The organism is Ruegeria sp. HKCCD4884 (assembly GCF_013110855.1).
GTDB lineage: Bacteria > Pseudomonadota > Alphaproteobacteria > Rhodobacterales > Rhodobacteraceae > Ruegeria.
Genome location: NZ_WVRJ01000002.1, coordinates 231512 through 255051, shown reverse-complemented (window position 1 = coordinate 255051; position 23540 = coordinate 231512). Strand labels below are relative to the sequence as shown.

Here is a 23540-nt window from a genome sequence, read left to right as displayed (position 1 = left end):
GGTGCCGATCAAAGTGGACGGATCGCGGCGCATAATCTTGACTTAAGTGCTATCCGGCCTCTTCTTCGGGATCGACCAAAGCGATTGTTCCTGCATCAGCCAATGTCCGAATGGCACCAACCACCTGTGTCATCGCGTCTTCAGCTTCAGATTGCTTGACGCGTCCACGTTCGCCCATCTCTTCGCGCAAATTATCCGCCATGCGGGACGAGATGTTGGACAAAAGAAACTCGACCGATGCTTTGTCATCATCGGCGGCTGCTCCGGTTAGGGCCGTGACCAGAACGGGTTGGTCCACTTCGCGCAGTATGGCGGGAACATCGCGGGCTGCGATACGGCTGGAGATATGGGCGAAGGTAAAGATTGATTGACGCACGAGATCGGCAAAAGCGGCGTCATCCTCATCCAGTGCATTCAGCAAATCGTCACGCGTTGCAGCCGCAGACTGGTTCAGGATCGCGCCGACACGCGCGCCGGGGCCGTCATCGAACGCCTGAGCCGGGCGCTGATCCAGTTGCGCAGCCAAGGACCAGCCAATTCGTTCAACCGATTCGGGGGTGACATTTGCCGTCTTTGAAACTGCGTAAGTGATCCGACGGGCCACCGGGCCGGGCATATGACCCAGCATCTGAGCCGCCTGTGCGGTGTCCATTTTGGATAGCATCACAGCAGCCACTTCGGTGCTTTCCGCCTGAGCCATGGCGGCAAGATCCTCGGCAGGGATGTCGCGCAGTCTTTGCCACGGATCGCCGACCTGACGTACACCCGCCACCTTGCGCAGACGGGCCGCCGTTTTGGGGGCGATTTTTCCGGTTACTGCATCCAGTGCCCCTGCCAGCCCGTGCGGAAACGCCAGCCCAAGGTTATTCAAAGCCTCGCTGAATTCCTGCGCCACGGCATCCAGAGTTACACGATCCACCAGCCCCATCTCGCCAAGTTGATGTGTCAGCCTTTCTTGCAGATCATCTGGCAGTTCTTCCAGAGGAAGATCCGCGCCTTCGTTGAGCAAAAGGCGCACAACAACCGCGGCCTTCTGGCGGCTGGTCAATGTCCTGGGAACAAGTCGCGGTGTGTCGTCATTCCCTGTGGCAAGCGGAGCGGATGCCCCGGGTGCCGCTTGTATCAATGCGTTTGTGTCCTGCATCTGCCTGTGGTGCCAAAAATTCTGAACCACAGGCAGATTACGGAGAATCGGGTTAAATAACCTTGAAGTTTAGTAGTTATAGGTCAGCCCGGTGCGGATGGCTTCACGCAACGATGCCTCGGCCCAGGTTCCTTCGCCACCACGTGCTTTGATCTCGCGCCATTGCTCGATCGCAAGATCGGTTCTGCCTTCGGCGACAAAGCCCTGTCCCATGTAACTGCGGGCGAGGATGTTGTCGGGGTTAGAGTTGATGGCATTGGTGTAGAAGACGTTTGCTAGCTCAAGCTCACCCATTTTGCGGTACGTAAAACCCCAATACGTCAGGACGCGATCATCGTCCTGATCCATGATGCGCAGAATGTTCTGAGCGTTCTCGAATTGCCCGTCATAAGCCAGCTCGCGCACGGCGTCATACAGCTCATCATCGGTGAAATTGGTCTTGTTCGGTTTGACACAACGCCCCGCGTCCTTGTCGTAGACGCGGCCAAAAAGGCACCTCTTGGTCGTGTTCGTTGGTTTTGGTGGGGTCGTGGTGCTGCCACCATCGCCGGCTGCATACAAAGCCGGTGCGAAGGCGAAAGCCTGAAGGGCAATAGCTGAAACTAAAACAAGGCGCATTTTCCTACTCCGTTCTTTGGGCTGCTCTGATCAAGCATAGCGCGATTTGATAAAAGGCTAACAATTGCGCTGTCGCTTTTATTCACAAGTAGGAAAGAAAAACCTCAGCTATTGACGGTTTTTACGCAACTATGGGCCTCGGCGTCCCATTGTGTTCCCGGTGCGCAGGACTGCGTTTGTTCAGTATGGGCGCTGCAGGCCAAAGCGACAGAGGCTGAGCAGCCAAGGGCCAATGCGCAAATCAAAGTCCGGATCATCAAGCTTCTCCTGTTCAGGAATGCGCGGACAAGATAACCGATTTTTGATGATCTGGCAAAAGAACAAGGCCCGGATCGCTGCGTGCGAACCGGGCCCCTGAACTGCTTGATCGCTTAAGAATTATTCGCCGAACACTCGGGCAAAGATCGTATCGACATGCTTGGTGTGATAGCCGAGGTCGAATTTTTCTTCGATTTCTTCAGGGCTGAGCGCAGCGGTGACATCCGCATCTGCCAGCAACTCTTCTTTGAAGTCGGTGCGATGTTCCCAGACCTTCAGCGCGTTGCGTTGGACCATGGCGTATGCGTCTTCACGGCTGACCCCGGCTTGGGTCAGCGCCAACAAAACCCGCTGGCTCATAACAAGGCCAGGGAACTTGTTCATGTTCTCCATCATGTTTTCTGGGAAGATCAGCATCTTGTCGACCACGCCAGTCAGCCGCGCCAGCGCGAAATCGAGCGTGATCGTGGCGTCCGGCCCGATCATACGTTCAACCGAAGAATGCGAGATGTCGCGCTCGTGCCAGAGCGCAACGTTTTCCATCGCCGGGATCACGGCTGCGCGGACCATGCGCGCCAGACCTGTCAGGTTCTCGGTCAGAACCGGGTTCTTCTTGTGTGGCATAGCCGAAGAACCCTTCTGACCCATCGAGAAAAACTCGGCCCCTTCCAACACCTCGGTCCGCTGCATGTGGCGGATCTCGATGGCGATGTTTTCGATGCTGCTGGCGATGACACCCAGAGTCGCAAAGAACGCGGCGTGGCGGTCACGCGGAATGACTTGCGTGCTGATCGGCTCAGGCACCAATCCCATCTGGTCGCAGACATGTTCCTCAACGCGCGGATCGATATTGGCAAAGGTGCCAACTGCGCCGCTGATCGCGCCGGTTGCGATTTCCGCGCGAGCGTCCCGCATCCGCGACAGGTTGCGGTCCATCTCGGCGTAGAAGCGGGCAAAGGTCAGGCCCATCGTGGTCGGCTCGGCATGGATGCCGTGGCTACGACCGATGCGTACAGTATCCTTATGTTCAATCGCGCGGCGCTTGAGCGCAGCCAGAAGGCCCTCAAGATCGGCGATCAGGATGTCAGCGGCGCGGGTCAATTGCACGTTCAGGCAGGTGTCCAGCACGTCGGAACTGGTCATGCCCTGATGCACAAAACGGGCTTCTTCGCTGCCCACATGCTCGGCCAGATGGGTCAGGAAGGCGATGACATCGTGTTTGGTGACGGCCTCAATCTCATCAATACGGGCTACGTCGAATTCCACGTCTTTGGCTTTCCACACGGCCTCGGCGTTTTCGCGCGGGATGACGCCCAGATCGGCCATGGCATCGCAAGCATGTGCCTCGATCTCGTACCAGATGCGGAACTTGCTCTCGGGCGACCAGATGGCGACCATGTCAGGGCGGGAATAACGAGGAATCATTGGCGGCAGCACCTTTTTGTGATTGGGATGAGGCGTTGGCGCGGGGTTTAGCCCTGTGTGCAGCAGGGAACAAGAAGAGAGAACGCGTATGAGACGGTTTGCCCTGATTTTGGCCCTTTGGCCGGGTGTTTTGGCCGCAGATGGCTTTCAGAAATTGTCAGGTGATGAAATTCTAGCTGCGCTGACGGACAAGAAACTCGAATATGGTGCAGGGGTTTGGCAAACCTTCGAGGCCAGCATGAGCACGCAGTACTTCTCGGGTGGGCCAAGCGCCGGGCGCTGGGCCGTGCGCGAGGATCAGTATTGTTCGATCTGGCCACCTTCAGATTTGTGGGCCTGTTACGATGTCTTCCGCAATGAGGATACTATCCGGTTCGTCGATGATGCAGGCGGTCAGACAGACGGCGTTTACGCGCAATAGAGGCGCGATTTCTAACCCCGTCGGCGACGGCAACCGCGCTTTGAAAGCTCACATGCGGGGTCGTAATCCGCCCGGTCTTTGCGTGCCGGTACTGGACAAACTGCGTCTGGAAGGGTCAAGCTGCGTTTGAGGAAATCATCAGGTTATTGAGATATGCGTTTGTTTTCAGGATCATTGCTGGCCGCGTGCGCTGCCGTGTGGCTGAGCGCGGCAGGGTCAGTGGCGGCCGATACTCCGGTGACGTACACAGAAGATGGTCGTGCGTTGTTTCGTTTCAGTGTCCCTGACTTTTGGGTGCTGCGCACTGGCGGCCCGCGAGAGATCGAGGATTCAGAGCTGGGTGACACGCGCGGAGTGTCCCGCGTCATGGGGATGCGCCCAGTGACAGACGATACAGTCTGGATGGGGTTTGTTTCGCCAGACGGCGTAGCATCCATTCAGGATGGTGTCCGCTACTTGCAGGATATCGACAAGTTTCTGGTCAACGATCCAACCGTTACAAGCACCAGCGACACACGTATCGGAGGATTGCCTGCGAAGGTGTTCCGGGGCACCGGACGCCGCGAAGGCAGGGGGGTCAGCTTTACAGCAACGCTTATTGACCTGCCGCGGGGCCGCGTTGCAGTTGCCGTGGCCATCCTGCGCGATGGTGCGAATCCGGACTATGCTGACGATCTGAACGCAGTCTTCGCGTCGTTCCGGTCGCTTCAGTAAGGAGAGGGTGCGATGAATTTTCAAATGATCAGACGGATTTCTCTTGCACTTGGGCTGGGCGCAGCAAGCTTTGGCTTGTCAGCCTGTGAAGGCGTCTCGGTTGGCGTTGGGTATGGATATGGGTACGACCCGTTCTACGACTCGATGCTTTGGAACGACTATTACCGTCGAGACGTCAACATCGATATCGACCGGCCTGATCGACCAAACCGGCCCGACCGACCGGTTCGTCCTGATCGTCCGAAACCGCCGGTTGCCAAACCGCCTGCACGGCCAAGGCCGCCGACGGCGCGTCCACCCGCCGCACGGCCACCCATTCATCGGCCATCACCGCGCCGCTAAGAAATTCAAGGCCGCCAGACAGGCGGCCTTTTTTTACGGCAGAAGCTCGGTTGTGATATGGGCGGAACCTTCCAGCGTTCGGTGTACCGGGCATTTGTCAGCTATCTCAAGCAGGCGCTGTTTTTGCGCCTGATCCAGCGGACCGGTCAGCCGGATTTTCCGACGAAACTGATCCACTTTGCCCTCATTGGCCAGACCTGCATCCTGCGCATGCACTTTGTCATGACAGACATCAACGCTGATATTTGTCAGGGGCCAGCGCTTGCGTCGGGCGTACATCCGGATCGTCATGGATGTGCAAGCGCCCAGACCAGCGGATACAAACCCGTAGGGGGACATGCCTTTGTCTGTACCGCCGTACGAGACCGGCTCATCCGCGACCGCGTGGTGATGGGGTCCGGCCTGAATATCTTGCATAAAGCCGCTTGGGTCAGCCTCGGTGACACGCACAACACCTTCCGGGGCACCGGGTGGCGGGGCGGGTGGGCAAAGCTTTACGTAACGCGAAACCCAAGCGGTTATCACATCAGCCGCATATTCGGCATCCTCAGCACGTGTGATCAGGTGATCGGCATCGTCGAGAGTCACAAAGCTTTTGGGATGTTTTGCCGCCAGAAAAATCGCGCTTGCGTTATCGATGCTGACGGTTTCATCCCGCGGTGCGTGCAGGATCAACAACGCAGCTTTGAGTTCAGCAATGGACGCCGACAAGGCAGATTGCGCGATGTCATCTACAAAGGCTTTGCCAATGCGGAAAGGACGCCCGCCTAACGTGACTTCGGCACTGCCGTCCTGCTCAATCTGCGGTAAAGCGGCTTCGAAATGATGCGAGACATGACTTGGGTCTGCCGGAGCCCCGATGGTCACCACGGCTTTTATCGACGGAATGCCCGCCCGCGCACGCAGAACCGCTGCGCCGCCCAGCGAATGTCCGATCAACAGGGCTGGGGCCATTTTCCGTCCGGCCAGGTATTGCGCGGCGGCAATCAGGTCTTCGACATTCGAGGTAAAGGTCGTGTTCGCGAACTCTCCTTCGGAATGGCCCAGCCCGGTAAAGTCAAAGCGCAGAACTGCGATCCCCATGGCGGCCAGTCGGGCAGATATACGTCGGGCCGCTGGGATATCCTTGGAACATGTAAAGCAATGGGCAAAGAGCGCTGTCGCCAGCACCGGACCGTCCGGCAGGTCAAGACGCGCGGCCAGTTGGCTGCCGTCATGTCCGGCAAAGGTAATGCGTTCCGTGGGCATGTCGGCTCCTTGAATGGGTTGGGGGAACACCGACAATAGTGGGTTTATGTTGCTCCGGTCTCAACCCTTATGTCAGTCGCGTCACGTGAAGGTGAGAACTTTGTGCGCGTTTCCTCACCTGTGAAACATCATCTGGCCAAGCGTAAAGATTGAGAGGGCGGTCTTACAAACCTGCACTTAATGCATCACGTATCGTGATGTTGTGTAAATTAAACATTCATTTTACTTATATTCTGTTGAGGCACATCTATGGATCGCAGTTGTCGACCAAGGAGATACCCATGTCACACGCAGAAATCACCGCCCGCACCCCTGTGATGCACCCTCTGTGGATCATCGCGTTGCTACTGGCCGGTGTCACAGGCTTTGTCGCTGGACAGTCCTGGCCCGCAAACTTGAGCGGGCCACAGGTTCAAGACGAACCGATCCTGGAAGACTGGCACGGCAATGTCCGCCGGTCGCATTGGTCAAAGTGAGGCGTTGGCCTCACTCTGCCCCCATTAAGCGGGCATCGAACGGGTACTTTGTCAGGTTCTCATAGCCGTCCTCGGTAATGAGAACCTGATCTTCAAGCTTGATGCTGAAATCACCGCCAACCTCGCCAACGCAAGCTTCGACACACAGAACCATTCCGGGCTCCAGTGCATAGTCGTAGGATCCTTTGACAGCCTGATCGGGATAGGCCACAAGCGGCCACTCGTCACACAGGCCGACGCCGTGCATCAGACAGCCGTATTTCTGCGCCTGAAACTTGTCATCCAACCGATGAGAGTTTGCCGTCAGTTCCGGGATCATCACACCGGGTTTGAGCATCTCCATATTGGTCATGATGTGTTCATGTGCGTGCTGCATGGCATAGATCATGTCCGCCCGTGGTTTTTGATCGCCAATCCACCAGCTGCGCGAAATGTCTATGCAAATTCCGTAGGATCCGATCAAATCGGTGTCGAACGAGATGATTTCATTCTGCTGCGTTATCCGAGGGCCGCATTCCTGAAACCAAGGGTTGGTTCGCTGGCCCGAGGCCAGGAGGCGGGTTTCGATCCATTCCCCGCCGCGCTTGATGTTTTCCGCATGCAGAACAGCCCAGATGTCATCTTCTGAGGTCTTCCCATTGCCCACATTGGCACGGGCAAACTTCTCCATTTCAGCTACCGCTGTCTCGCACGCATGGCTGGCGCAGCGCATAGCAAGGATTTCGTCCGGTCCTTTGATGGCTCGGGTCTTTTCGGTCAGCTCTTCGCCTTCCATGATCTCGAACCCTTGCGCCTCAAGCGCGCGCAGGCCGTGCAGCATGATCTTGTCCACGGCAAGGCGTTTGTTGCCGCCGCTGTGCTCTTCGATCAGCACCCGCACTTCATTCGAGAACACATCCGCCGCCACGTCGACCTTGTCGCCCCGGTCAAAGTAAAACAGGTCCGCGCCTGAGCGTTGTTCACGCACCAGTGGGTTGAACGTGCTGAGGAAGGGCGAGTTCTTGTAGTCCCAAATCACCATGTACCCGTCGGCACACAACAAAACGGCACGGAACGGGTTATGCGTGTTCCACAGCTGCATATTTGTGCTGTCGGTCGCATAGCGAATGTTCAACGGATCGAACATCAGCACGCCGCCATACCCGCGATCCACAACAGCTTGCGTCAGCCGCTTCCAGCGATGTTCCCGCATACGGGTCAGGTTGGGCAATTCCAGCCCGGCAGCGGCCCATTCGTCAAACGCCAGCTGTGTCGGTCCGATTTCAATCCGGTCGTTGTCATTCGGAGTGCCATCGCCCAAAGTTGCGCCTTTGGTGGGATCAATTTTGCGCGTGTCTCTGTAGTGATGATTCATGGCTGGCCTCAACATATACTTTGGCAAAACTAATGTGCCGATCTACAGCGTCTGAAAAAAATGCGACCGCGAGGTTGTCGTTTTCGACCGACACGTTGTCTGGGGCATGCTAAGCCTTTGTCATGAGGCAGATTCTGCAAAACACAATTCCGTACGATGTCCGAAGCCCGCGTGCCTTGCCGGGAATACAACCGACGACGTTGGAAAACTGGCTGCATCAGGACGATGCATTTTCTGGTCAGATGCAACGCCGTGAAGAGCTGCTTTTTGACCATCGAGACGATGTTCTGGCCCTTGATCCACAGGCGGAACCTGCCGCCCGCGAGTTACTTGAGCTGGTGTTGGCCCAAGTCTACCCCTCAGCTGAGGAGACGGTTGTCAGGCCCGATGGTGCAATGGTTTCTATCGACTACAGTCAACCGTTGGATACGTTGTGCAGGCTGGTGCAGGAAGACTTCTGCATTCTTCAAAAGCGCGGGGATGAGCATGTTCTGACCGGCGCGATCCTGTGCTTTCCAGCCAGCTGGCGTTTGGCGGAAAAATTCATGCGGCCACTGATCGACATTCACGTGCCCGTCGAAAGCTATGACGACAGTATTGCGAAGAGAGTTCAGCGGTTGTTCGATGGTATTCAGCCCGGGCGCCCATTGTGGCGTTTCAATGCCCTCTGGTATGAAGATCCGGAACTGTTCCAACCTCGCAGTGTGCACGCACCGCGGGAAGTTCGGGACCGGCAAAAGAACTCTTATCTGCGGAGTGAGCGACAAACCATGTTACGCCTGCCCAGGACGAATGCGGTCGTATTTTCCATTCATACGTATGTTTTGGCTGCGCACGCGGTTGCAGAAATGGAAAACCCCGCCTGACGGCGGGGCCTCCAAGGAGGGTCTTGGTAATTTGGTTACATGCCCAAGGCGACAGCAGCGTCGGCCAACGCATTGCTGGCGTTCAGTGCGACAATGGCAAACGTGAACACCAGCACTTGAGTGTTGAGGCGGAAATCTTCGCCTCGGATCAGGTTGACTGCAGCCATCGACAAGGCGATCGGTGCAGAAACGCTGGCCAGAACGCCTGTCATACACCAGCTGCTGAGACGCAGAATATCGCTTGGTCGTTCGTCATCTGTCGCCACATCAGTACTAGGCGCTGCCTGATCAGATGGAGCGGCGTCATCATTGCGGAACGCGATGCTGAGCAATTGTTCATCCGTAAGCTGGATCGGCCGAGCCGTCGGAGCGTGCAGGGCAGTGATGTTGTCATCCAGTTCAGGCATTTTGACGTCGGCGAACTGACCGGTCAGGGACTGAAAGATCTGTTTCCTGTCTCGCGTTTCGCGACTTGGGGTCAGGGTGTCGAACGCGCTCATGAATTGTTCGACCGTCAGCACCGTGTGCGGTGACAGCCATTCAACCCGCCGGGTCGAGCAGATATCGACCATGCGATACAAGATGACCACCAGCATCAGTTCCGAGATTTCGGTATCATCCAGTATCGGCGACACAGGGGTGACTGACAGCACAAGCCGGTTCTGAGGATGCGAGACGCGGGGCTTTGTTATGGTTTTTAGCCCCGCGGCGCGATCCATGCGCTCGTATCGGTCTTCCTGCTCGGGTGTGCCTGTATCCAGCGTCAGCCGAACCAGATATTGGCTCGAGACGATGCTGGCCTCGGAATAGCTGAGCAGCGCTTTGCGCTCGACCAGATGGCCGTAGTCCTCAAGCGTTGTCGCAACGATGGTTCCAAAGCGCTCGAGCGCGCCAGTTGCGTCACCATCAAATTGCAGACCGCCATGGTAGCTATGCTTCCGAGCCACTGCTTTGTCCTTATTCAAGCATTGTTCGAAAGACACTCTAGCAACCGTTCTGGGGGAGAATTTGGCAAAAAATGCAAAAAAACGAAATTTTCCCGCGATTGATTACGCTTTGGAAACCAAGAAACTAAAGGCTTTTGTTTGTCACTGTGGCGGAAATGTGGCGAAAACGAGCGTGGCGCGTGTTTTCCGTGCGGCGACGCTATTGATCGATTCGGGCGGCCATGATGGCAATGGATTGCTGATACACAGAGGCCGCGTTCCACTGCTGCAAAACACGAAAATTTGGTTCTCCGGGCTGGTAACCGCGACCGGGTTTCCACCCTTTCTTACGAAGAAAATTCGCGGTTGAGGCTAGAGCGTCCGTCATATTGTAGAAATCCACACGCCGGTCACCAGTGGCATCGACGCCATAGGTCAGCGCGTTGCCGGGCAGGAATTGAGTATGGCCCAATTCGCCATGTTTTGCCCCTTTTGTCGCCATTGTGATACTGCCCATATCCACCAGTTTCAGTGCCCCAATTGCGTGGGGAATAAAGAACTCGGATCGGCGACAATCATAAGCCAGAGTGGTTATTGCGGAAACAATCTGGCTGTCACCCATAAAACTGCCAAAGCCGGTTTCCATGCCATGAATGGCGATCAGCACACCAGCTGGCACACCGTACTGGCGCTCGAAGGCTGCATAATAGTTGGGGTTGGCGGCTTTGCGTTTACGTCCTTGCGCCACGATTGTGTCTGCCCCGCGGACCCGCATGAACTTGTCCAGCGAGTATTTGAAGCTTTTCTGGTTGCGATCTGCTGCAATGGTGCGCGTTGCGTATTGTGTTTGCGACAGTGCTTGCAGCCCTTTTTTCTTGACCCCGGCCTTACGTGCCTGTTTCGCAAAATCGGCTTTCCACGCTTCAAACCCGGCGCTGGTGTTCCCGCAGGGCGCGGCCAAAACAGGCGAGGTCAGTGACAAAGCGAGGATAGCTGCAAGGCGAAACATGGGCACAATCCGTTTGAGATGAAGTCTGAAGTCAGCGTAGCTGGGGCCTTGGGTTCGGGAAAGAAGTTAGTAGAGGTCCAGCTCTCCTTTCTCTTTAAGTGTTTCGAACCATTCGTCCGGGGTCGCCTTGATGCGGGCATGTTTCACCATCATGGCGTTCATGTTCGGCAGGTTCGACGAATCCGGCCACGCGTCGGGCTGCCACAGGTTTGAGCGAATGACGCATTTGGGGCAATGCGCAAACACCGTATGAACGTGGATCAGCAGCGCCAGTTTCGGCGCATGGCCAGCAATGGCCATTTGCTCCAGTAGCTGCGGGTCCGCGCAGATCCGGGCCTCGCCCCGAAGTCTGAGGGTCTCCATCTTGCCGGGAACAAAGAAAATCACACTCACACGCGGGTCTTTGAGAACGTTGTGGAAGGTATCCACCCGTTTGTTGCCCGGACGGTCCGGGATAGTGATCAGTGTATCGGACAAGACCTGAACAAAACCTGCAGGATCCCCACGAGGGGAGATATCCAGATATCCGTCGGGGTTGGCTGAGGCGATCAGGCAGAAGGGCGAAGTAGCGATGAAGTCGCGGCACATCTGGTCCAGTTCAGAGAGTTCTTTGGCAATGATCTGCGGGAGAGGGGTGCCGGAAATCTGAAGCAGTTCTTTTTCGGATGTCACGAAATTTGAGTATTTCGAAAAAGGTGAAGTGCTGAAGGCCATACTGTTGTCTCCGGTTGGGAGTGTCCTCTTGAGTTTGTTGAAACTCAGGCGACGCGTCAAATCATACCGGTAGAAAAGACAAGGGCGCCCGATTGGACGCCCTTGCAGATGTAAACCCAAATCCGGTTTAGCAGCTGTAATACATGCCGTATTCAACCGGGTGCGGGGTGTGCTCGTAGGTTTCGACCTCTTCCATCTTCAGTGCAATGTAGCCGTCGATCTGGTCTTTGGTGAACACGTCGCCCTGCAGCAGGAAGTCGTGATCCGATGCCAGAGCTTCCAGAGCTTCGCGCAGGCTGCCGCAAACGGTTGGGATGTCAGCCAGTTCTTCGGCAGGCAGATCGTACAGGTTCTTGTCCATGGCTTCGCCCGGATCGATCTTGTTCTTGATGCCGTCCAGACCAGCCATCAGCAGCGCAGCAAACGCTAGATAGGGGTTCGCAGCCGGATCGGGGAAGCGGGCCTCGACGCGCTTTGCCTTCGGGCTTTCGGTCCACGGAATACGCACACAACCCGAACGGTTACGGGCCGAGTAGGCGCGCAGAACGGGTGCTTCGAAGCCGGGGATCAGACGCTTGTAGCTGTTGGTCGCCGGGTTGGTGAAGGCGTTCAGGGTTTTGGCGTGCTTCAGGATGCCGCCAATGAAGTACAATGCTTCGTCCGACAGGTCGGCGTATTTGTCACCTGCGAACAGGGGCTTGCCGTCTTTCCAGATCGACATGTTCACGTGCATGCCGGTGCCGTTGTCACCCGCGATCGGCTTCGGCATGAAGGTCGCCGATTTGCCGTAGGCATGGGCTACGTTGTGAATGACGTACTTGTACTTCTGCAGCTCGTCGGCCTGCTTGGTCAGGCTGTCGAAGATCAAGCCCAGCTCGTGCTGGCACGAGGCAACTTCGTGGTGGTGCTTGTCAACCTTCATGCCCAGACGCTTCATGGTCGACAGCATTTCCGACCGTAGGTCCTGTGATTCGTCGATGGGGTTTACTGGGAAATAACCGCCCTTGACGCCCGGACGATGGCCCATGTTGCCCATCTCGTACTCGGTGTCGGTGTTCCACGACGCGTCGGTTGCATCAACTTCGTAGGATACCTTGTTGATACTGTTCGAGAAACGAACGTCGTCAAACAGGAAGAATTCGGCTTCAGGCCCCATGTAGGCGGCATCACCGATACCCGATGATTTCAGGTAAGCTTCGGCTTTCTGAGCGGTGCCACGCGGGTCACGCTCGTACGCCTCGCCGGTGTCGGGCTCAACAACCGAGCAGTGAACGCAGATGGTTTTTTCTGCGTAGAACGGATCTACATAGGCGCTTTCGGTGTCGGGCATCAGTTTCATGTCGGATGCTTCGATCGACTTCCAACCGGCAATGGAAGAACCATCGAACATGAAGCCTTCTTCCAAGAAGTCTTCGTCGACCTGATCGGCCATGATGGTCACGTGCTGAAGCTTGCCGCGCGGGTCGGTAAAGCGGATGTCGACGTATTCTGCGCCTTCGTCCTTGATCAGCTGAAGAACTGCGTCCTTGCTCATACTCTCGTTTCCTCTGGTTTGAAGATGTGTGCGTTACAGTGCGTCCGAACCGGTCTCGCCGGTGCGGATACGGATAGCTTGTTCGACGGGCGAGACGAAGATCTTGCCATCGCCGATCTTGTCGGTCTTGGCGGCCGAAACGATGGCTTCGATGGCGGCATCGACCTGATCATCGTCCAGCACGACTTCGACCTTCACTTTGGGCAGAAAATCGACGACATATTCCGCGCCGCGATACAGTTCGGTATGGCCTTTCTGACGACCGAAGCCTTTGACCTCGATCACGCTGAGGCCCTGGACGCCGACGTCCTGCAATGCCTCTTTCACTTCGTCCAGTTTGAACGGCTTGATGATCGCTTCGATCTTTTTCATCCCGGCTCACCTTGAATGGTTGTCTCAGGGGCAGTGATCACGTCTAAGATCGGGCGGCAATGTGATTGCGGATTTGGGCAGGTTGGGATGCATCGAAATCTGGCAGCGTGCTAATTTATGGGCGTGTTGCACAAAAACTAATCAGAATTGAATCGAATGAGGGTGTGGGATGACGGAATTGCTGACAGCGGCGCAGATGCGGGCCATTGAGCAGGCTGCCATCGAATCCGGTGAGGTGACAGGTCTTGAGCTGATGGAGCGGGCCGGGCGGGGCGTTGTTGAGGCAATTTTCGAGGAGTGGCCAGAGTGGGACAGGCGAGGGGCCAGCCCCTCGCGCTCCCCGAGGTATTTGGGGCCAGATGAAGGGGATCCGCTGCGTGCGGTGGTGCTGTGCGGGCCGGGGAACAATGGTGGCGATGGCTTTGTTGTCGCAAGGTTGTTGCGAGAGCAGGGTTGGGAGGTCGAGGTTTTTCTGTACGGGGATCCAGAGAAGCTGCCGCCCGATGCGCGGGTGAATTATGAGCGGTGGCTGGATGAAGGCGACGTTAATGTGTTCGCCGTCGATGCCAGCCCAAGTGGCGCGGAATATCTTCTGCTTCCGAAGGACACTGATCTGATTGTCGATGGAGCGTTCGGAACCGGTCTTACCCGACCGTTTACAGGTGTGTTTTCTTTATTGGCGAATACAGAGACAAGGGCATTGCTGCGGGATCGAGACGTAAAGGTTGTCGCAGTTGATACGCCAAGTGGCTTGTGCGCCGATAGTGGCCGCGTTTTAGGCAACGTCATTGTCGCCGACTTGACGGTCACCTTTCACAGTAAAAAGGTCGGGCATGTTTTAGGCGATGGTCCAACGTCCTGCGGGAAGGTGCAAACAAAATCGATTGGGCTCGAAACAGCTAAAAGCAGCCAGATTGTCCAAATGGCTGCCGTCGACAGGGCGAGGCTGCAGAAGAAAACAAAAGGCCACAAGTACTCTCATGGCCACGCTCTGATCTTGTCCGGAGGGGGCGGAAAAACAGGCGCGGCGCGATTGGCAGCGCGGGGGGCGTTGCGGATCGGGGCGGGGTTGGTGACGTTGGGTGTACCGCCTGCGGCGGTCTTGGAAGTGGCTAGTCAGATCACGGCGCTCATGTTGCAGCGCGTTGAGGGAAAAGATGGCCTGGTCGAGGTTCTGAGTGACCCGCGCCTCAATGCGCTTTGTCTCGGCCCCGGGCTGGGAGTGGAACGCGCGCGTGAGTTGGTTCCGGTGGCTTTGGCAGCGCGCCGGGCAACGGTGTTGGATGCGGATGCGTTGTCGGCATTTGCGGACGACCGGGATGCTTTGTTTGCGCAGTTACACGAAAACTGCGTGCTCACCCCGCACGGAGGAGAGTTTGCGCGGCTTTTCCCCGACATTGCGGACAATTTGAAAGCTGCGCCGACACAGGGGCCGGCCTATTCCAAGGTTGACGCAACGCGGGCGGCTGCAAAGCGCGCTGGGTGCGTGGTTCTGTTCAAGGGGTCGGATACCGTGATTGCCGCACCTGACGGGCGATGTTCGGTCAACTCGGCCTCGTACGAAAGGGCGGCTCCTTGGTTGGCGACCGCTGGATCTGGCGATGTGCTGGCGGGATTCATCACCGGGTTGCTGGCACGTGGGTATCCACCGTTGCAAGCTGCAGAGACTGCCGCGTGGCTGCATGTGGAATGCGCACTGCAATTTGGGCCCGGCCTGATTGCCGAGGACTTGCCGGAACAGCTGCCTGACGTGTTTAGAAAGATGAATATTTGAGTGTGTTGGCGGGGAATGGCCCAATCTACGTCAGATCGGCGAATTTTCGCCGATCGGGGCTGCGGGGGTGCAGAGTGAGTGTTTGCCAGACGCACAGACCGGAGGCAAAGTTGTTTTGAGCACCTCCGAAACGGACTGGTGGTGATGTATTTAAGCAAATGAAATACATTATAAAATTCTCTTGGCCTCTGCGTTCTGTGTTGCGAATTTGCCATTCCTTTACGAGACAGCGCGCGGGCATCTGGAACGTCGGTGCTCGATGATCAATTGGACGGGGCGTAACACCCGAACCATTCATGGTGAGTGAAATGACTTCTAAATTCAAAACCCTTTCCGCTGCCGCTGCGCTGAGTGCAACGGCGGCGATTCCGGCTGCAGCTGAGCTGAAATACGAAAACAACACAGGCGGTTACGTGTTGCTTTATGGACAGTTGCACCCGGCTCTGATCTCGGTCGATGACGGGCAGGACACCGAGACGCGGGTCCTCGACAACGACTTGTCGAACAGCCGCGTGGGCCTGCGCCTGATGCAGCCTTACGGTAGCAATGAGTTCCAGTTTTGGTTTGAAACAGGGCTTGGCCTGCCCGGTTCGGCGTCTGCTGATCAGTTTGGAACCAACGCGGATGGCTGGAATCGCGAAGATATTCGTCACGTGGATTTCTCGCTGAAAGGTGGGTACGGCAAGTTTTCGGCGGGGCAGGGCAGTATGGTCGCTGACGGTGCCGCTGAGGTGGATCTGTCATATGTCGGAACCGCGCTGTATTCGTTCACCAACGATGAAAACGCCGGCTTCTTCTATCGCGACACCGCTGGATTGCTGAGCGGAATCACGGTTGGCGACAGTTCCAGCAACTTTGACGGCTCGCGCCGTGGGCGCATCCGGTATGACACCCCGACATTCAACGGGTTCTCGGCTGGCTTCGCCTATGGGCAAAACATTCTGTCCAGCAGCGACGACGATGACTACTACGACGTTGGTCTTTTCTATGAAAACACCTTTGCCGGTGGCGTGGAATTCGCGGCAGCTGTTGCCTATTCGGTGCGCGACCGGGACGACAATTCCGGCGATCGCAAGGACACGATTGGTTCGGCGTCTGTCCTTCTGCCAAGCGGGCTGGGATTTACGATTGCTGGTGGTACGCGTGACGACGATCAGGCCGGAGCGACGGATCCGAATTACTGGTATGGCAAGATCTCATACGAAGGAAATTGGATCGCCTGGGGTAAGACCGGTGTCGGCATTGATTACTATGACGGTTCGGATTTCAACAGCAACGGGTCGGACACCAAAGCCTGGGGTATCGCAGTTGTTCAGAAGGTCGATGCAATCAAGACAGATGTTTATCTGAAGTACCGTAACCACGACTTCGATGACGGTTCATCCTTTGACAACAACGAAGCATGGGTTCTGGGCGCACGCTGGAAGTTCTGATCACTGTGACTGGATTAAAAACGAGCGCCCCGGTTTCCGGGGCGTTCTTTTTTGGGGGAATAGGCGATCAAATACAGGTGGATTCTGCCTTTGCCCCTTGCACGTACGCTGCTGGGCAAATAGAAGGCGTCAAATTTGCCCGGCGCGCCCTTTTTGCGCGCCCCGAATCCTATGGGGACTACCATAATGCAGGTTACAGAGACGCTGAACGAAGGTCTGAAACGCGGCTACAACATCGTTGTGACCGCAGCCGAGCTGGACGACAAGGTCAATGAAAAGCTGACCGAAGCGCAGCCGGAAATCGAAATGAAAGGTTTCCGCAAAGGTAAGGTGCCGATGGCACTGCTGAAAAAGCAGTTTGGTCAACGCCTGCTGGGCGAAGCGATGCAGGAAAGCATCGATGGCGCGATGAACAAGCACTTTGAAGACAGCGGTGACCGCCCTGCGCTGCAGCCCGAAGTCAAGATGACCAATGAAGATTGGAAAGAAGGCGACGACGTTGAAGTGGCCATGTCTTACGAGGCACTGCCAGCGATCCCAGAGGTTGACCTGAAATCGGTCGAGCTGGAGAAGCTGGTGGTCAAAGCTGACGACGCGGCTGTGGAAGAAGCGCTGAACAATCTGGCTGAAACTGCGCAGGATTTCAAAGCGCGCCGCAAGGGCTCGAAGGCGAAAGACGGCGACCAGATCGTTTTTGATTTCGTTGGCAAGGTTGACGGTGAAGAATTCGACGGCGGTTCGGCTGAAGAGTACCCTCTGGTACTGGGCTCGAACAGCTTCATCCCCGGTTTCGAAGAGCAGCTGGTTGGTGTGAAGGCCGAGGAAGTCAAAGACGTCAACGTGACCTTCCCTGCTGAGTACGGTGCAGAGCACCTGGCCGGCAAAGACGCTGTTTTCACCTGCACCATCAAAGAGGTGAAAGAACCGGTGGCCGCAGAGGTCAACGACGATCTGGCCATGAAGTTCGGTGCTGAAGATCTGGATGCCTTGAAGGGGCAGATTTCGGAACGTCTGGAAGCGGAATACGCAGGCGCATCGCGTGCCGTCATGAAGCGTGCTCTGCTGGACGTGCTGGACGAGAAAGTGTCGTTCGACCTGCCTCCGTCGCTGGTGGAAGCTGAAGCCAAGCAGATCGCACATCAGCTGTTCCACGAGGAAAACCCGGACGTGGAAGGCCACGATCACGGCGAGATTGAGCCGACTGAAGAGCACACCAAACTGGCCGAACGCCGCGTGCGTCTGGGTCTGTTGCTGGCCGAGCTGGGTCAGAAGGCCGAGGTCGAAGTGACCGACGCAGAAATGACCCAGGCGATCATGAACCAGGCGCGTCAGTACCCGGGTCAAGAGCGTCAGTTCTTTGAATTTGTTCAACAGAACGCTCAAATGCAGCAGCAGATGCGCGCGCCCATCTTCGAAGACAAAGTTGTCGACTATGTGTTCGAACTGGCTCAGGTCAACGAAAAAGACGTGAGCAAAGACGATCTGCAAAAAGCCGTTGAGGCACTGGAAGAGGAGTAATCCTCTTCCGCCCATTCTTACGAATGGGCACAAAAAAACGGAGCCGCCTGCTAATCAGACGGCTCCGCATGGGTGGCTTTTGTACCTATGAGGTGAGGGGGTCAGGCCTCATGAGCAAAAGCACGGGGGGTTTGTAGCAGAGCAGTCTTCTGCTCTGGTGTGAACGTTTTCGAGAGCGTTTCGATCAGCCTCAGCACATCTTGCCGTTCAGCTTCTGTCTTCGCGGCGCTCATCTGTTCCACAAAATACTTTTCAAGATCAGTCAGTGGTTTGTGATCCTGATTGGCGGGGCTTTGTGCTGCGGCTTTCTTGGCTGCAAAGAGGGCCAGTGCCTCTTCGTCGTCGATGAAGACATCGTTGTGAATGTCTGCAAACTCACGCAGACCCGCGATGCGTTCGTCTGTGCAATCCAGCAGAGCAGCCAGCGCATGAACTTTCCCCATCGGGACAGTTTGGCCGACATAGTCATACGGGGCGCAATTCGAGCGTTTCAGGACCCGATCCATGACCGGATCGATCACGGTGATGATGTCCTGAATGCCAGCGTTCTTGGCATATTCCAAAGAACCGATCATCAATTCGCAGGTTGCGTAGGAAACCGAGTTCTTTTCTTTGCCGCGTGTGAGACGCTGGGTATCTACGCAAAAGCGGGTCGATTCCCACATGGTTGCGCTGCGCAGTGGTGCTTCGCCGCAAAGGATCGCCGAGAAGACATCCGACAACATGTGAGGGCCGGTGGTCTGGAGGGCACGCACGGCTGCGACGACATTCCCCTCATCGTCGAGTCCGATTACATATGCCGGGTCCAGATGATCGAACTCGTCGATTTCTTTTCCGTCTTCTATTTTGACGTCCCATCCAAGACGTTCGCCAAATACACGTGCTCTCAACTCGAACATTTCGTCAAGAACTTCGCTGAACATATGTCTGTTCAGGCCATCTACCACGATGATCATTTCTTCCCCCTTCGAGTGGTTGTTCGGTAAATACGACGTTACCGGTCCTAGGGGATTTTTCTATTGGGGGTTTCCCGTATTTTGGCGAAATTAAGCTTTTTTTTTGATTAACCTGGGGTAATTAGCCCAATCGCAATCGCGCGTCCAACAGCCTGCGGGGTGGTCAGGGCACTAAGCTTTTCCCGACTCGAACGCAAGTGTACTTCGACGGTCCGGTGCGAAATCGACAAAATATCGCCGATGTCCTGCTGAGATTTGCCAGCTGCGACCCATTGCAGGATCTCTGCTTCTCGGGTCGACAGGGTTGGATGGTAGAGCGCGCTGGTCAGCTGATCCGACGAAACGACGTTGTCGTGAATGTGTACTGCCATGGATTGCAGGTCGCTTATCACGTGGGTGTAGAGCTTGCGCCACTCTTCCTTACTGCAGTCGCGGGTTGCGCTGAGCAGCCCGATATCGCCGTAAGGACCGCGCACAGGAATCGTAACACCTTGACTGGGCAGGCCAAAATCATGAGCGTCTCGGAAAACACGCTGGAAATCGGGGCTGCGTTCAAGGCGGCTCCAATCCACCGGAGCAATGCTGCGGCGTGCCATGTGGATGGTTGGGTCGATCATGATCAGACCCTGGTTCTGGTAATGCTCTGTCCACTCATCGTCATACGTGACAAAGCCAGCCACAGATCCAGCGGCAGGGTTCATGCCTGCATAAGCAGCATGGTCCATTTCATGCTTGTCACAGATTTGCCTTAGAAATTCGGTGTAGCGAACTTCTGAATCCGGCAGAGTGCTCAGATCGACAATTTCCATGCGGCGCCTACCAGCTGCGGCCCATCTTAACTGCCCGATGGTGTCGTCGAGCATACGTATTCAACAGAGTGGAACCCGGTTACCTCACTCAACCAGAACATCATATTTTCTTAATCCTGACAAGCAGAGGCATCAATTGTCTGCGCTATTCAGGATATTGTGACATTCAATAGAGCATTTTTGTCACTATCCCGCCTCAAGTGCTAATTTTCAGGCGAAAACTGACGCTAACTACCGTCAAGGTGCGGGTTTGAGCCCGGTTTCTACCAACAATCCCCGTGCTTTGGCTTCGGGCCAATACCCTTTCGCATACAAAAAGATCGCGCGTTGCTGGTCTCCGTCGGACAGCAGCCATGCTCCGCGCAAGTACTTGCCCGCGAATTCCAGGTTGGTGTCCGCATTTAATAGTCCCTCGGCGTTACCTTTGTACCCCATCGATCGTGCGGTGGCTGGAAGGATCTGTAGCAGCCCATAGTAGGGGCGGTTCACGGCCCAAGGGCGGTGTGTGCTTTCGCGAATGGCCAGCTTGTGTACAAGCTCGCGTGGAAGCTCGTAGTGATCAGCCCATTTGTTGATCGAGGCTCTGAGTTCCGGCGTTTCATTTGGATAGAGCGGCGGATTGAACTGAGTGGTGTCGGCTTTGGAGACTTCACCTCCACCGCATGCAAGCAGCGGGGTTGCGAGCAACAGGGAAAGGAAGCTGCGGCGGGGAAAAACGGGCATCATGAGTCTCCGGTCAATAAGGCGGTATGATATGGAACGTCTGTTCGGTCGCAACTCTAGCGATCAATTTGGGCCGAAATTTGCTTGTCTGGCTGCGGCATAAAAAAAGGCCGCACAAAACGTGCGGCCTTTGTCTTGTTCAAAGCGTAGCCAGATCAGGCTTTGGCTTCGTCTTCTTCAGCCGGAGCAGCTTCGGCAGCCAGGTCATCGTCTTCCGATGCGGCCGAGCCGATGTCGTCGAACAGTTCGGCGATTTCGAATTCAGCGGCGGCTTCTTCTTCAGCAGCCAGTTCCTGAATCGATTTGCCAGATGCCTGCAATTCGGCTTCTTCTTCCGAACGGGCAACGTTCATCTTGATCTCAACTTCGACCTCGGGGTGCAGGCGAACAGCAACAGAGTGCAGACCCAGTTCTTTGATCGGAGCGACCAGAACGACCTGTTTCTTGTCGACTGTGAAGCCTGCTTCGGTTGCAGCGTCTGCGGCGTCACGCGGGGTGACCGAACCGTACAGAGCGCCAGCATCCGATGCCGAGCGAATCACGATGAACTGCTGACCGTCCAGCTTTTCAGCCAGTGCTTCAGCTTCTTTCTTGGTTTCCAGGTTGCGGGCTTCCAGCTGCGCTTTCTGGGCTTCAAACGAGGCAATGTTCGACTCGGACGCGCTCAGCGCTTTGCCTTGGGGCAGCAGGAAGTTGCGGGCGTAGCCGGGCTTGACGTCAACGACGTCGCCCATCTGACCCAGTTTCGCAACGCGTTCCAGAAGGATAACTTGCATGTCAGTCTCTCCTTACTTCACGGCGTAGGGCAGCAGGGCGAGGAAGCGGGCGCGCTTGATAGCACGAGCCAGTTCACGCTGCTTTTTCGCCGAAACGGCGGTGATGCGCGAAGGAACAATCTTGCCGCGCTCAGAGATGTAGCGCTGCAGTAGACGGGTGTCCTTATAGTCGATTTTCGGCGCGTTCTCACCCGAGAACGGGCAGACCTTACGACGGCGGAAAAATGGTTTTGCGGCCATGGTTTAGTGTCCTTTCCTCAGGCGGTGATCAACGGCGCTCGCGGCGGTCGCCACGTTCGTCACGCTTCTGCATCTGAACCGACGGGCCATCTTCGTGGCTGTCGACCTTGATGGTCAGAACGCGCATTACGTCGTCATGCAGACGCATCAGGCGTTCCATTTCCTGAACCGCACCCGAGGGGGCATCGGTCTTCAGGAAGGCATAGTGGCCTTTGCGGTTCTTGTTGATCTTATAGGCCATCGTCTTGACGCCCCAGTACTCGCTGTCGACAAGGCTGCCGCCGTTGTCCGCCAGTACGGTGCCAAAGTGTTCGACGAGGCTTTCCGCCTGCGCGTTGGACAGGTCCTGACGCGCGATCATTACATGCTCATACAGTGGCATGTGCACTCCTGTTTATATCAAGGCGCATTTCATAGGCGGGGCCATTTGGTCCTTCGCGACCCTGCCACGAGAGGCTGCGCGATTCATATGACTGCGAAGGATGGCCCCGTATACACGTTTGAACCGCAGGGGCAAGACCCGCCACATATGCCTTGGTGAAGTCGCCCAATTTCCTTTGGGGTGCCCAATTGCTGACGCTTTTCGGCTCAAAGTTGTTTTGCATACCGGACATTACCCGGAACCAACTGAAAACCGACAGTAACCTTATAAAGGGTGAAACGTTATGACCGCGACGAACACAAACACATACCGGGAAGAAGCGGCTGGATCGCGCTTTGAAAACTCGGTTCCGGTAATGATCGCATTCGCGCCGAATTGGAAGGCGCGCTTGATTCTGGCGCGGATGGTTGGCGCATTCCTGATCGTGTCAGCGTTTTCAATGTGGCTGATGCCGGGGTCGGTCATCGCTGCGGATGTCTGGCCGATTAAGATGGTTGCTTCGATGCTGTTTCTGATCGTTGGGGTCAGCTTGCTGACGATTGAGGTTCTGGATCCGCGTCCCGATGCGTATTTCGATCCTATTCGTCGCGAGGTGCGGGTATTGCAAAAGAACGAAGATGGGCGCCCACAGACTGTTTTGCGTCGCAGCTACGACTCCTTGGGTGGTGCGCGCTTTGAAGAGAATGAAGTGCACTTGTTCGACGTGGACGGCAGCCTGTTGATGAAGCTGCCACTTGAATCGGCGGATGTCAGCCGAGCCCTGAAGGGGCAATTGAGCAAAAGCGTAACAATTTTCGGCTGAATTTTATTCTGTTCAAAAAGGAACAGAAATTGTTAGCCAAAAGAGGTTGTGTGCCGCCCTTGGGCGGCACATCTTGTTTGTGAGCAACCCCCATCGGCTTGCATTCAAAAAACGCGGAGATTGTTATGAAATCCACCCTACTTGCTGCGGCTTTGGCCGTTTCGGCAACTGCTGCATTTGCCAGTGCCGAGAAATATGTACTGGACCCCAGCCATAGCCAGGTCATCTTCAACTATGATCACCTCGGCTTTTCGACCACTTACGGCATGTTCTCGGGCTTTGAGGGCGAGATCATGTTCGATCAGGAAAACCCTGCGGCATCCAGTGTTACGGTTTCAATGCCGGTTATGGAGATGTTCACAGGATGGAAGCCTCGGGAAGACCACTTCATGACCGAAGATTTCTTTGGCGCTGCCGAGGGTGATCTGATCACTTTCGTCTCGACCGGGATTGAGGTGACAGGCGATGATACAGCCAATATCACCGGCGACCTGACTATGAATGGCGTGACCAAATCGGTTGTTCTGGATGCCAAGTTGAACAAAGTGGACAATCACCCGATGGCCAACAAGCCTTGGGCAGGTTTCAACGCAACTACAACACTGGTTCGTAGTGAATTTGACCTGGGACAATTTGCACCGTTCGTAAGCGACGAAGTGCAGGTTCAGATTTCGGTTGAGGCTCAAAAGGCCGAGTAAGTAGAAAG

General features: G+C 55.9%; 26 protein-coding genes. 10 read left to right on the top strand and 16 right to left on the bottom strand.

The window, feature by feature from the left end:
- Positions 1 to 49: 49 nt before the first annotated feature.
- From GS636_RS03680 to purB, 3 genes are all read right to left on the bottom strand, one after another.
- Positions 50 to 1144 (bottom strand): flagellar motor switch protein FliG, encoded by a 1095-nt coding sequence (locus GS636_RS03680; RefSeq protein WP_171090753.1) that lies wholly within the window; start codon positions 1142 to 1144, stop codon positions 50 to 52.
- A 69-nt stretch (positions 1145 to 1213) separates the two neighbouring features.
- Entirely contained in the window at positions 1214 to 1762 is a 549-nt protein-coding gene (locus tag GS636_RS03675; RefSeq protein WP_171090751.1) for a hypothetical protein, read from the bottom strand.
- A 378-nt stretch (positions 1763 to 2140) separates the two neighbouring features.
- The gene (gene purB / locus GS636_RS03670) at positions 2141 to 3445 is read right to left on the bottom strand and encodes an adenylosuccinate lyase (RefSeq protein ID WP_171668471.1); all 1305 of its coding nucleotides are present in this window, start codon (positions 3443 to 3445) and stop codon (positions 2141 to 2143) included.
- Positions 3446 to 3533: 88 nt separating this feature from the next.
- Here purB and GS636_RS03665 point away from each other — a divergent pair, with 88 nt between their 5' ends.
- The 3 genes from GS636_RS03665 to GS636_RS03655 all read left to right on the top strand — a co-directional run bounded on the left by GS636_RS03665 (position 3534) and on the right by GS636_RS03655 (position 4922).
- Complete coding sequence (locus GS636_RS03665; protein WP_171090748.1) at positions 3534 to 3866, top strand: hypothetical protein; 333 nt, start codon at positions 3534 to 3536, stop codon at positions 3864 to 3866.
- A 153-nt stretch (positions 3867 to 4019) separates the two neighbouring features.
- A complete protein-coding gene (locus GS636_RS03660; protein ID WP_253762626.1) occupies positions 4020 to 4580 on the top strand; it encodes a hypothetical protein in 561 nt (186 codons plus the stop codon).
- A 12-nt stretch (positions 4581 to 4592) separates the two neighbouring features.
- Complete coding sequence (locus tag GS636_RS03655; protein WP_171090747.1) at positions 4593 to 4922, top strand: hypothetical protein; 330 nt, start codon at positions 4593 to 4595, stop codon at positions 4920 to 4922.
- A gap of 33 nt (positions 4923 to 4955) precedes the next feature.
- Here the strand turns inward: GS636_RS03655 and GS636_RS03650 are convergent, their stop codons facing one another.
- Positions 4956 to 6170, bottom strand: coding sequence for a bifunctional alpha/beta hydrolase/OsmC family protein (locus GS636_RS03650; protein ID WP_171668470.1), 1215 nt, complete (start codon positions 6168 to 6170; stop codon positions 4956 to 4958).
- 281 nt (positions 6171 to 6451) lie between these two features.
- Here GS636_RS03650 and GS636_RS03645 point away from each other — a divergent pair, with 281 nt between their 5' ends.
- Complete coding sequence (locus tag GS636_RS03645; protein WP_171668469.1) at positions 6452 to 6646, top strand: hypothetical protein; 195 nt, start codon at positions 6452 to 6454, stop codon at positions 6644 to 6646.
- Positions 6647 to 6656: 10 nt separating this feature from the next.
- Here GS636_RS03645 and dddP read toward each other — a convergent pair whose 3' ends face one another.
- Complete coding sequence (gene dddP, locus GS636_RS03640) at positions 6657 to 8000, bottom strand: dimethylsulfonioproprionate lyase DddP (RefSeq protein WP_171668468.1); 1344 nt, start codon at positions 7998 to 8000, stop codon at positions 6657 to 6659.
- 122 nt (positions 8001 to 8122) lie between these two features.
- On the opposite strand from dddP, the gene GS636_RS03635 reads away from it, so the two are divergent.
- Positions 8123 to 8866 (top strand): DUF3445 domain-containing protein, encoded by a 744-nt coding sequence (locus tag GS636_RS03635; RefSeq protein WP_171668467.1) that lies wholly within the window; start codon positions 8123 to 8125, stop codon positions 8864 to 8866.
- Between the two features lie 35 nt (positions 8867 to 8901).
- Here GS636_RS03635 and GS636_RS03630 read toward each other — a convergent pair whose 3' ends face one another.
- The 5 genes from GS636_RS03630 to GS636_RS03610 form a co-directional block, all read right to left on the bottom strand.
- Positions 8902 to 9813, bottom strand: a complete 912-nt coding sequence (locus GS636_RS03630; protein ID WP_371808687.1) for a hypothetical protein — start codon at positions 9811 to 9813, stop codon at positions 8902 to 8904.
- A gap of 199 nt (positions 9814 to 10012) precedes the next feature.
- Entirely contained in the window at positions 10013 to 10801 is a 789-nt protein-coding gene (locus GS636_RS03625; protein WP_171668465.1) for a lytic transglycosylase domain-containing protein, read from the bottom strand.
- 66 nt (positions 10802 to 10867) lie between these two features.
- Entirely contained in the window at positions 10868 to 11515 is a 648-nt protein-coding gene (locus GS636_RS03620) for an MSMEG_1061 family FMN-dependent PPOX-type flavoprotein (RefSeq protein WP_171668464.1), read from the bottom strand.
- Between the two features lie 127 nt (positions 11516 to 11642).
- Complete coding sequence (glnA, locus tag GS636_RS03615) at positions 11643 to 13049, bottom strand: type I glutamate--ammonia ligase (RefSeq protein WP_171668463.1); 1407 nt, start codon at positions 13047 to 13049, stop codon at positions 11643 to 11645.
- A gap of 33 nt (positions 13050 to 13082) precedes the next feature.
- Positions 13083 to 13421 (bottom strand): P-II family nitrogen regulator, encoded by a 339-nt coding sequence (locus GS636_RS03610; protein ID WP_050602105.1) that lies wholly within the window; start codon positions 13419 to 13421, stop codon positions 13083 to 13085.
- A gap of 169 nt (positions 13422 to 13590) precedes the next feature.
- Here GS636_RS03610 and GS636_RS03605 point away from each other — a divergent pair, with 169 nt between their 5' ends.
- The 3 genes from GS636_RS03605 to tig all read left to right on the top strand — a co-directional run bounded on the left by GS636_RS03605 (position 13591) and on the right by tig (position 18146).
- Positions 13591 to 15195 (top strand): NAD(P)H-hydrate dehydratase, encoded by a 1605-nt coding sequence (locus GS636_RS03605; protein ID WP_171668462.1) that lies wholly within the window; start codon positions 13591 to 13593, stop codon positions 15193 to 15195.
- Positions 15196 to 15503: 308 nt separating this feature from the next.
- Complete coding sequence (locus GS636_RS03600) at positions 15504 to 16628, top strand: porin (RefSeq protein ID WP_171668461.1); 1125 nt, start codon at positions 15504 to 15506, stop codon at positions 16626 to 16628.
- Between the two features lie 186 nt (positions 16629 to 16814).
- Positions 16815 to 18146, top strand: a complete 1332-nt coding sequence (gene tig, locus GS636_RS03595) for a trigger factor (protein ID WP_171668460.1) — start codon at positions 16815 to 16817, stop codon at positions 18144 to 18146.
- Positions 18147 to 18247: 101 nt separating this feature from the next.
- Here tig and GS636_RS03590 read toward each other — a convergent pair whose 3' ends face one another.
- The 6 genes from GS636_RS03590 to rpsF form a co-directional block, all read right to left on the bottom strand.
- Positions 18248 to 19102: an acyl-homoserine-lactone synthase gene (locus GS636_RS03590; protein ID WP_171668459.1), complete on the bottom strand. Its 855-nt coding sequence runs from the start codon at positions 19100 to 19102 to the stop codon at positions 18248 to 18250.
- A 107-nt stretch (positions 19103 to 19209) separates the two neighbouring features.
- Positions 19210 to 19911: an autoinducer binding domain-containing protein gene (locus GS636_RS03585; protein ID WP_171185840.1), complete on the bottom strand. Its 702-nt coding sequence runs from the start codon at positions 19909 to 19911 to the stop codon at positions 19210 to 19212.
- A gap of 237 nt (positions 19912 to 20148) precedes the next feature.
- Positions 20149 to 20637: a transglycosylase SLT domain-containing protein gene (locus GS636_RS03580; RefSeq protein ID WP_171090722.1), complete on the bottom strand. Its 489-nt coding sequence runs from the start codon at positions 20635 to 20637 to the stop codon at positions 20149 to 20151.
- 152 nt (positions 20638 to 20789) lie between these two features.
- Positions 20790 to 21410: a 50S ribosomal protein L9 gene (gene rplI / locus GS636_RS03575; protein WP_171090720.1), complete on the bottom strand. Its 621-nt coding sequence runs from the start codon at positions 21408 to 21410 to the stop codon at positions 20790 to 20792.
- Positions 21411 to 21422: 12 nt separating this feature from the next.
- Positions 21423 to 21650 (bottom strand): 30S ribosomal protein S18, encoded by a 228-nt coding sequence (gene rpsR, locus GS636_RS03570; RefSeq protein ID WP_005608650.1) that lies wholly within the window; start codon positions 21648 to 21650, stop codon positions 21423 to 21425.
- Positions 21651 to 21678: 28 nt separating this feature from the next.
- Positions 21679 to 22032 (bottom strand): 30S ribosomal protein S6, encoded by a 354-nt coding sequence (rpsF, locus tag GS636_RS03565; protein ID WP_171668458.1) that lies wholly within the window; start codon positions 22030 to 22032, stop codon positions 21679 to 21681.
- A gap of 283 nt (positions 22033 to 22315) precedes the next feature.
- Here rpsF and GS636_RS03560 point away from each other — a divergent pair, with 283 nt between their 5' ends.
- Together GS636_RS03560 and GS636_RS03555 are read left to right on the top strand one after the other, a co-directional pair.
- Complete coding sequence (locus GS636_RS03560) at positions 22316 to 22834, top strand: hypothetical protein (protein WP_171090715.1); 519 nt, start codon at positions 22316 to 22318, stop codon at positions 22832 to 22834.
- Positions 22835 to 22959: 125 nt separating this feature from the next.
- Positions 22960 to 23532: a YceI family protein gene (locus GS636_RS03555; protein WP_171668457.1), complete on the top strand. Its 573-nt coding sequence runs from the start codon at positions 22960 to 22962 to the stop codon at positions 23530 to 23532.
- Positions 23533 to 23540: the final 8 nt, after the last annotated feature.